The following is a 7,847-nucleotide window of genomic DNA, read 5'->3' on the forward strand; positions in this document are numbered from 1 at the left end:
GCCGTGGAGCGGTAGTCGACGGCGCCCTGCGTGAGGCGCATGTACGCCTCCTCCAGCGACGCCTGGTGCGGCGAGAGCTCCCACAGCCGTACGTCCACGCCGTGCGCGACATCGCTGATCCGCGGCAGCGGCAGCCCGGTGACCCGCAGCCCGCCGTCCTGCTCGGGCAGCACCTGGCCGCCGGCCTCGATGAGCGCGGCGGTGAGCTTCTCGCGCAGCTCGGGCTCGGTGTCGGGGGTGCGCACGCGCGCGAAGTCCGCCGAGTTCTGCGAGATGAAGTCCTTGACGCTCATGTCGGACAGCAGCTGGCCGCGGCCGATGACGATCAGGTGCTCCGCGGTGAGAGCCATCTCACTCATCAGGTGACTGGAGACGAAGACCGTGCGGCCCTCGGCGGCCAGCGACTTCATGAGGTTGCGGACCCACAGGATGCCCTCGGGGTCCAGACCGTTGACGGGCTCGTCGAACAGCAGCACCTGCGGGTCGCCGAGCAGCGCCGCCGCGATGCCGAGCCGCTGGCCCATGCCGAGCGAGAACCCCTTGGACCGGCGCCGGGCGACGTCCTGGAGGCCGACGACCCCCAGCACCTCGTCCACGCGGCGCGCGGGGATGCCGGAGAGCTGGGCGAGGCAGAGGAGGTGCTGCCGGGCGCTGCGCCCGCCGTGCACCGCCTTGGCGTCGAGCAGGGCGCCGACCTGGCGCGGGGCGTTGGGCAGCTCGCGGAACGGGTGGCCGCCGACGGTGACGCGCCCTGAGGTCGGCTGGTCCAGACCGAGGATCATGCGCATGGTCGTCGACTTGCCGGAGCCGTTGGGCCCCAGAAAGCCGGTGACGGTCCCCGGCCGCACCTGGAACGACAGGTTGTACACGGCCGTCTTGGCGCCGTAGCGCTTCGTCAGGCCGGTCGCCTCGATCATTCTCCGCCCCTCACGAGATGGTCGGGGCGCGTGCCCCCGTAAGCGTTAGGAGCATAACCACGCGTTGACGGTTCCCGTTAAATGCGAATCAGGCGGGAACGCAGTGCCCCGAAGGGGCGCGGGGAACTGCGCGACCAGCCACGACGCACCCGCGGCCGGTGTACTGGGCCGGGCTTCCAGCGAAGCGCCTAGGCATCCCGCCGCTTCAGGGACAGATATCCGAAGAACAGCGCCGTCACCACCCACAGCACCATGATCGCCAACCCGCCCCACGGCCCGTACGGCGCGTCGTCATTCGTCGGGACCACCTGCATGATCTTTCCGCCCGCCTGGTCCGGAAAGTACTGGCCGACCTTTTTGGTGGCGGAGACGCTGCCGAGGATGTTGGTGACCAGGAAGAAGAACGGCATCAGGACGCCCAGCGACAGCACCGGGCTGCGCAGCACCGCCGTGATGCCCATCGAGAACACCGTGATGAGCGTCATGTAGAGCCCGCCGCCGACCACCGCCCGCAGCACCCCCGGATCGCCGAGGGACGCGCTGTGGTCGCCGAGCATCCCCTGGCCGACGAAGAACGTCACGAAGGACGTCACCATGCCGACGACGAAGGCGAGCACCGTGGCGATGGCGACCTTGCCGAAGAGGAACGTGCCGCGCTGCGGTACGGCCGCCAGCGAGGTGCGGATCATGCCGGTGCTGTACTCGTTGGAGACGACCAGCACCCCGAAGACGATCATCGCGAGCTGGCCGAGGCCCATGCCCGCGAAGCTGATGAGCGTCGGGTCGAAGGTGAGCCGGTCCTCCTGCGACAGGTCCTTGAACCCGTTCTTGGACACGGCGCTGATCAGCGCGCCGAGCGCGATCGTCACCACGGCGGCCAGGCCCAGCGTCCACGCCGTGGACCGCACCGATTTGATCTTGGTCCATTCCGACCGCAGGACCTGTTGCGCCACCGCCATCGTCAGGAGCCCTTCTTCCGGTTCTTGCGGTTCCGCTGACTCTGCTGCTGCCAGTCCGCGCCCCACTGCGCCGCCGGCGGCGCCCCGGCCGCGCCGCCCGCCGCGACCCCAGTGCCGCCGGCCATCCCGCCCGCCGCCGCGCCCGGCGCCGCCGCCCCGGCCGCCTCCGCCGAGAGCCCCGTCGACGACGAGTGCGCGTGGTATTCGACCGACCCGGCCGTCAGCTGCATGAAGGCCTCCTCCAGGGACGCCTGCTGCGGGCTCAGCTCGTGCAGGACGAGCCGGTGCTCGGCCGCCAGCTCGCCGAGCGCCGGGGCGCTCACGCCGTCCACTTCCAGACGGCCGTCCGAGACGGCCGCCGCGGTGATTCCGGCGCCCGCCAGGACATCGCGCAGCCGCTCGTGTTCCGGTGAACTGATTCGTACGTATGAACGAGAATTCTCGCGAATGAAGTCGGCCATCGATGTGTCCGCCATCAACCGCCCCTGGCCGATGACGACCAAATGCTCGGCGGTGAGCGCCATTTCACTCATCAAGTGGCTGGAGACGAAGACCGTACGGCCCTGAGCGGCCAGCGACTTCATCAAATTGCGAATCCAGTGGATGCCCTCGGGATCGAGCCCATTGACCGGCTCGTCGAACATCAGGATCTCCGGGTCGCCGAGCAGCGCGCCCGCGATCCCCAGCCGCTGCCCCATGCCGAGCGAGAAACCTTTGGAGCGCTTCCTGGACACCCCCGACAGCCCGACCATTTCCAGCACCTCGCCCACCCGCGCGGTGGGGATGCCATTGCTCTGCGCCAGACACAGCAGATGGTTGTACGCGGTCCGGCCGCCGTGCATCGCCTTCGCGTCGAGCAGCGCCCCGATGGACCGCAGCGGGTCGGTGAGCTGCCGGTAGTGCCTGCCGTCGATCCGCACGCTGCCGCTGGTCGGGTTGTCCAGGTCCAGCATCATCCGCATCGTCGTGGACTTTCCCGCGCCGTTGGGCCCCAGGAAGCCGGTGACCATTCCGGGCCGTACGGTGAACGTGAGATCGTCCACGGCGAGCTTGTCGCCGTATCGCTTGCTCAGCCCCTCAAGCTCGATCATGCGGCCACGCTAAGGGGGTATGCGGGCCTCCGCCACCCCTGGCCGGATCCGGACCGGAGAACGTCCCGCACCGGCCCCGTACGCCCCGCGGGACACAGCAGAGCGCCCCCGCCACCGCCTCGAAAGGGCGGAGCGAGGGCGCTCCCCGTCCGTCAGGCCGCGCTGCCGGACCTCAGCGGGTCTGCCCGGACCTCAGCGGGTCTGCTGGGCCGGAACCCCGCGCGTGACCTCGTCGTCGCCGGGCGTGCCGGCCGCGGCCACCGCGGCGCCGGTCAGCGTCGCCAGCATCTCGCGGACGTTGGTCAGCTGGGCGTTGATGGAGTCGCGGCGGTTGGTGAGCGCCGCCAGCTCCCGCTCCGACTCGCTGCGGATACGGTCCGCCTTGGCGTTCGCGTCGGCCACGATGTCCTCGGCCTGGCGCTGGGCGGTCTCCACCGTCTGACGGGCCCGGCGCTCCGCGTCCGTCCGCAGCTTCTCGGCCTCCAGGCGCAGCTGCTCCGCGCGGTGCTCGATCTCCGCGAGCCGCTTCTCCGCCTTGGCCTGACGCGACGCCAGGTCGCGCTCGGACTGCTCGCGGCGCTTGGCCAGATTCGTCTCGAAGTCGGCGGCGGCCTGCGCGGCCTTGGCGCGGGTCTCCTCGAAGAGGGAGTCCGCCTCCTCGCGCTTGGACTGCGCGTCCTTCTGCGCCTCGGCGCGCAGCGTGGAGGCGTCGCTCTTCGCCTTCTCGACGATCCGGGCGCCCTCGTCCTCCGCCTTCGACTTCCGCTCGGCGGCGAACGACTCGGCGTCGTTGCGGACTTGCTGGGCGGCCGACTCGGCCAGCTCACGGTGCTGCTCGGCGGCGCGGCGGGCCTCCTCGCGCAGATCCTTGGCCTCTTCCTCGGCCAGCCGAAGGATCTTCTCGACGCGGGCGCCGAGCCCGGCGTAGGACGGCTCCGCGTCGTTGACCTGGGCCTGGGCGTTCTGCGTTTCGAGGTGCAGCTCCTCGATCCGCTTTTCCAGAGAGGTGATACGGGCCAGTGCACTGTCACGGTCGGCGACGAGCTTGGTAATGCGGTCGTCCACCTGGCCGCGGTCGTATCCACGCCGCACGAGCTCGAAGCCGAAGGGGGAGGAAGTGTCGCTCATGGGGTTCCTGTCGAAAGAGACCGGTGAGGTGATAGAGGGAATCCTAGGGGTGCGAACGGCGTGTCATCGAGTCAACGTCCGATTGGTCAGGAGAATGTCCCCTCATTCGAGTGGCTAGTTATCGGATTGCTTGCCACTCGTACGGGTGGAACCTGCTCCGGCCGCTGCCTTGACCCCGCCGCTGTCCTTACCCCCGGCGGTGGTCGGCGACTCGAATGACTCCAACGCCTCCAACACGTCCTGGACGCGGGAAATCTCTGTATTGATGTCCTTGCGGCGACGTACCAGCACCTCCAGTTCCTGTTTGCCCTCGTCCACGATCCGCTGGGCCTCCGCGGCGGCCTCGGCGCGCACGCGCTCCGCCTCCCGCACCGAATCGGCCTTCTTCTGCTCGGCCTCCTTGAGCAGCCCCTCCGCCTTGCGCACGGCGGCGATACGGACCTTGCTCGCCTCGCTCTCGGCGTCCGAGACCCGCTTCTCCGCCTTCTCCTCGGCCTCCGCGAGCTGCTCGGTCGCGGCCGCCACCAGCTTGTCGCACCGCTCGCCCGCCGACTGCATCGCCTCCGACGCCTCGCGCCGCGCCCGGTCGTGCAGCTCCTCGACCTCGCCCTCGATCCGGGACCGCAGCTCCTCCGCCCGGTCCCTTATGGCCGTCGCGTCCCCGCGCGCCTCGGCCAGCAGCGTGTTCGCGTCCGTACGGGCCTGCTCGACCAGGACGTTGCCCTCGCCGGTGGCCTCCGCGACGATCCGCTCGGCCTCCTTGCGGGCCGCCCCGACCATCGTGTCGGCCTGTTCCTCGGCGGCCGTCGCCGCCCGTACGGCCTCCTCCTGCGCCTTGGCGACCAACTGGTCCGCCTGCTGCGCGGCGTCGTTGCGGCGCTTGGACGCCTCCTGGCGCGCCTCGTCCAGGGCCTCCTGCGCCTGCGCCCGCGCCTCGGCCAGCAGCCGCTCCGCCTCCGCCGCCGCGTCCGCCTTGACCTGCTCGGACTCGGCACGCGTGCGGGTCGCGTGCTCCTGCGCGGAGGTGACGGTCTCGGCGGCCTCGGCGCGCAGCCGGTCCGCCTCCTTCGTCGCCTCGGCGACCAGCGCGTCGGCCTGCTCGGCCGCCTCCGTGCGCCGGGCGTCGCCGGCCTCGCGGGCCTCGTCGAGCAGCCGCTCCGCCTCCGTACGGGCCTGCTCGACGGCCTCGGCGGCCGCCGTGCGCTGCTGGTCGGCCTCCTCCGTCGCCATCGCCATCAGCTCGTCGGCCTGCTCGGCGGCCTCCGTGCGGCGGGTGTTCGCCGCCTCCCGGGCCTCGTCGAGCACCGACGTCGCCTCGGCGGTCAGCCGCTCCGCCTCGGCCGTGGCCTCCGCGACGGTCTGCTCCGCCGCGGCCTTGGCGGCCTCCGCGGTCTCCTTCGCCTCCTGGCGGACCCGCGCGGCGTCCTCGGCGGCCCGCTCCCGCTCCGCGTACGCGTCGGAGCGGACCCGGTCCGCCTCCTCCTGCGCCTCCGTGCGGGTGCGCTCCGCGTTGTGCTCGGCGGCCGAACGCAGCCCCGAGATCTCGTCCTCGGCCTGCTCGTGCAGGCCCGCGACGGCGTCCCGCACCTGCTGCGCCGTCTGCTCCGCCGTGGAGACGAGCTCGCCCGCCCGCTGCTCGGCCTCCGCCGACAGCCGCCCGGCCTCCTCCTGCGCCTCCGTGACCCGCTTACGGGCGGAGGCGAGCAGCTCCTCGCTCTGTTCGTGGGCCTGTTCGCGCTCCGCCTGCGCCTCGGAGCGGGCGTCGCCGAGCAGTTGCTCGGCCTCCCGGCGCCGCCGGGCCGCCTCCTCCTGAGCCGCCGTCAGCGCCTCGGCCGCCTCGGTCTCCGTGCGCTCCGCCGCGGCGTTCGCCTCGGTCCGCACCCGGCCGGCGGCCTCCTTGGCCTCCGCGCGCAGCCGCTCGCTCTCCTCGGCGGCCCGCTCCCGCAGCCGCACGGCCGCGGCCTCGCCCTCGGCACGGGCGCCCGCCGCCTCCTCGACCGCCTCGGCGCGTACCCGCTCCGCCTCGGTCTCCGCCTGCTGCTGGAGCGTGCGCTGCCGCTCCGCGGCCTCCACGCGCAGCCGCTCCGTCTCCTCGGCCGCCTCCTTGCGCAGCCGCTTCGCCTCGGTACGGGCCTCCTCCAGCGCCGACTCGGCCGACGCGACCCGCGTCTCGGCCTCCTCGCGCAGCCGGACCAGCTCCGCCTCGGCCTCCTCGCGCAGCGCCTCGGCGCCCCGCTCGGCCTCCTCGCGCACCTGGCGGGCCGTCTCCTCGGCCTCCGCGCGCGTCAGTTCGGCCTGGTTCGCGGCCTCGGAGCGCGTCTCCTCGGCCTCCGCACGGGCCTTCTCGACGCTGTCCTCGGCCTGCTTGCGCAGCGCCGCCGCGCGCTCGGCGGCCTCGGTCCGCACCCGCTCGCTCTCGGCGCTCGCGCTGCCGCGGGTCTCCTCCGCGTCGGACTTGGCCTTCGTCAGCAGTTCCTCGGCGGTACGGGCCGCCTCCTCGATCTGCTGGACCGCCTCGCGCCGGGCCTCCGTGCGCAGCCGCTCGCCCTCGGCGACGGCCTCCGAGCGCAGCTGCTCGGCCTCCCCGCGCAGCCGCCGGGCCTCCTCCTGGAGCTCGACGGTCTTGGCGCGGTACTCCTTCGTGTCGTCCTTCGCCGCGCCCTTGAGCTGCTCGGCGGACTCGGCGGCCTGCTCGCGCAGCCGGTCGGACTCCGACTCGGCCTCCCGGCGGATGCGCTCCGCCTCGGCCGCCGCGGACTTCGTGGTGGCCTGCGCGTCCTCGGACGCCTTGGTCAGCACCTCCTCGGCCTGCCGCGCGGCCTTCGCCAGCTGCGCCGCGGAGTCCTCCGCGGCGGCGCTGCGGGCGTTCTCCGCGGCCTCCGCGACCAGCCGCTCCGCCTTGGCCCGCGCGTCGTCCCGCTCCTGCTCGGCCTCGGCCCGCAGCGCCTCGGCCTGCTTGGTGGCCTCGCCGACCAGCCGGGCGATCTCCGCCTTGGCCGTACGGGTGCGCTGCTCGTTCTCCGACTCGGCGCCGGTCAGCCGCTTGGCAGCGGCCTCCTTCGCCTCCGTGACCAGCTTCTCCGACTCGGCCCGCGCCTCGCGCAGCGCCGTCTCGGCCTCCTGCATCGCCGCCTCGGCGGCCCGCGTCAGCTCCGCGGACTGCCGCCGGGCCTCCTCGGACTCCCCGGCCGCGCCCGTACGCAACTGCTCGGCGTGGTCGGTGGCCTCCTGCGCCTGCGTGGAGGCGGCGGTCAGCAGCCGCTCGGCGTCCGTACGGGCCCGCCGCAGTATGGCCTCGGCCTCGCCGCGGGCGTCCTCGGCGGCCGAGTTGAGCCGCTCGCGGGCGCGGTCGGTCAGCCGCTGCGCCTCCGCGTGGGCCGTGGCGAGAGCCTGCTCGGACTCGGCCCGCGACTCCTCCAGCAGCCGCCGCGCCTGGCCCTCGGTGCGGGCGCGCAACTGCTCGGCCCAGGCCACGTTCTCGTTCACATGCGACTCGACGGTGCGGCGGCGCTCCGCCAGCTCCTCGTCGAGCCGCTGGCGGCGGGCCACGGCCTCGGCGTGCAGCTCGGATTCGAGCCGGGCCTGCCGCTCGGCGTGCTCCTGGAGCAGCCGCTGCGTCTGCGCACGGGCGTCGCGCACCTCGCGCTCGGCGTCCGTGCGCAGCTGGTCCGCCTGGATCTGCGCGTTACGGAGCAGCTGCTCGGCCTGATAGCCGAGATCACCGCCGTCGTAGGCAGGGCGCGCCGCGAGGC

5 protein-coding genes are annotated in these 7,847 nt (G+C 73.0%); all 5 read right to left on the bottom strand.

The features are described 5' to 3' along the window. A partial coding sequence (locus ACFU99_RS25005) for an ABC transporter ATP-binding protein (RefSeq protein ID WP_384395555.1) occupies nucleotides 1–917 on the bottom strand: 917 nt, incomplete at its 3' end. Between the two features lie 188 nt (nucleotides 918–1,105). After that, nucleotides 1,106–1,876, bottom strand: coding sequence for an ABC transporter permease (locus tag ACFU99_RS25010; RefSeq protein WP_384395557.1), 771 nt, complete (start codon nucleotides 1,874–1,876; stop codon nucleotides 1,106–1,108). A 2-nt stretch (nucleotides 1,877–1,878) separates the two neighbouring features. Beyond that, nucleotides 1,879–2,967, bottom strand: a complete 1,089-nt coding sequence (locus ACFU99_RS25015) for an ABC transporter ATP-binding protein (RefSeq protein ID WP_384395559.1) — start codon at nucleotides 2,965–2,967, stop codon at nucleotides 1,879–1,881. Nucleotides 2,968–3,159: 192 nt separating this feature from the next. Further along, nucleotides 3,160–4,095: a cellulose-binding protein gene (locus tag ACFU99_RS25020; protein WP_384395561.1), complete on the bottom strand. Its 936-nt coding sequence runs from the start codon at nucleotides 4,093–4,095 to the stop codon at nucleotides 3,160–3,162. Nucleotides 4,096–4,209: 114 nt separating this feature from the next. Beyond that, nucleotides 4,210–7,847, bottom strand: a 3,638-nt coding sequence (gene scy / locus ACFU99_RS25025) for a polarized growth protein Scy (RefSeq protein ID WP_384395563.1), incomplete at its 5' end; no start/stop codon positions are given.

This window comes from Streptomyces sp. NPDC057654 (assembly GCF_042800135.1).
Lineage (GTDB): Bacteria > Actinomycetota > Actinomycetes > Streptomycetales > Streptomycetaceae > Streptomyces.

Excerpts from the sequence above, each read along its gene's own strand:
- ACFU99_RS25010 (WP_384395557.1), bottom strand. The coding sequence starts at position 1,876 with ATGGCGGTGGCGCAACAGGTCCTGCGGTCGGAATGGACCAAGATCAAA.
- ACFU99_RS25015 (WP_384395559.1), bottom strand. The coding sequence starts at position 2,967 with ATGATCGAGCTTGAGGGGCTGAGCAAGCGATACGGCGACAAGCTCGCC.
- ACFU99_RS25020 (WP_384395561.1), bottom strand. The coding sequence starts at position 4,095 with ATGAGCGACACTTCCTCCCCCTTCGGCTTCGAGCTCGTGCGGCGTGGA.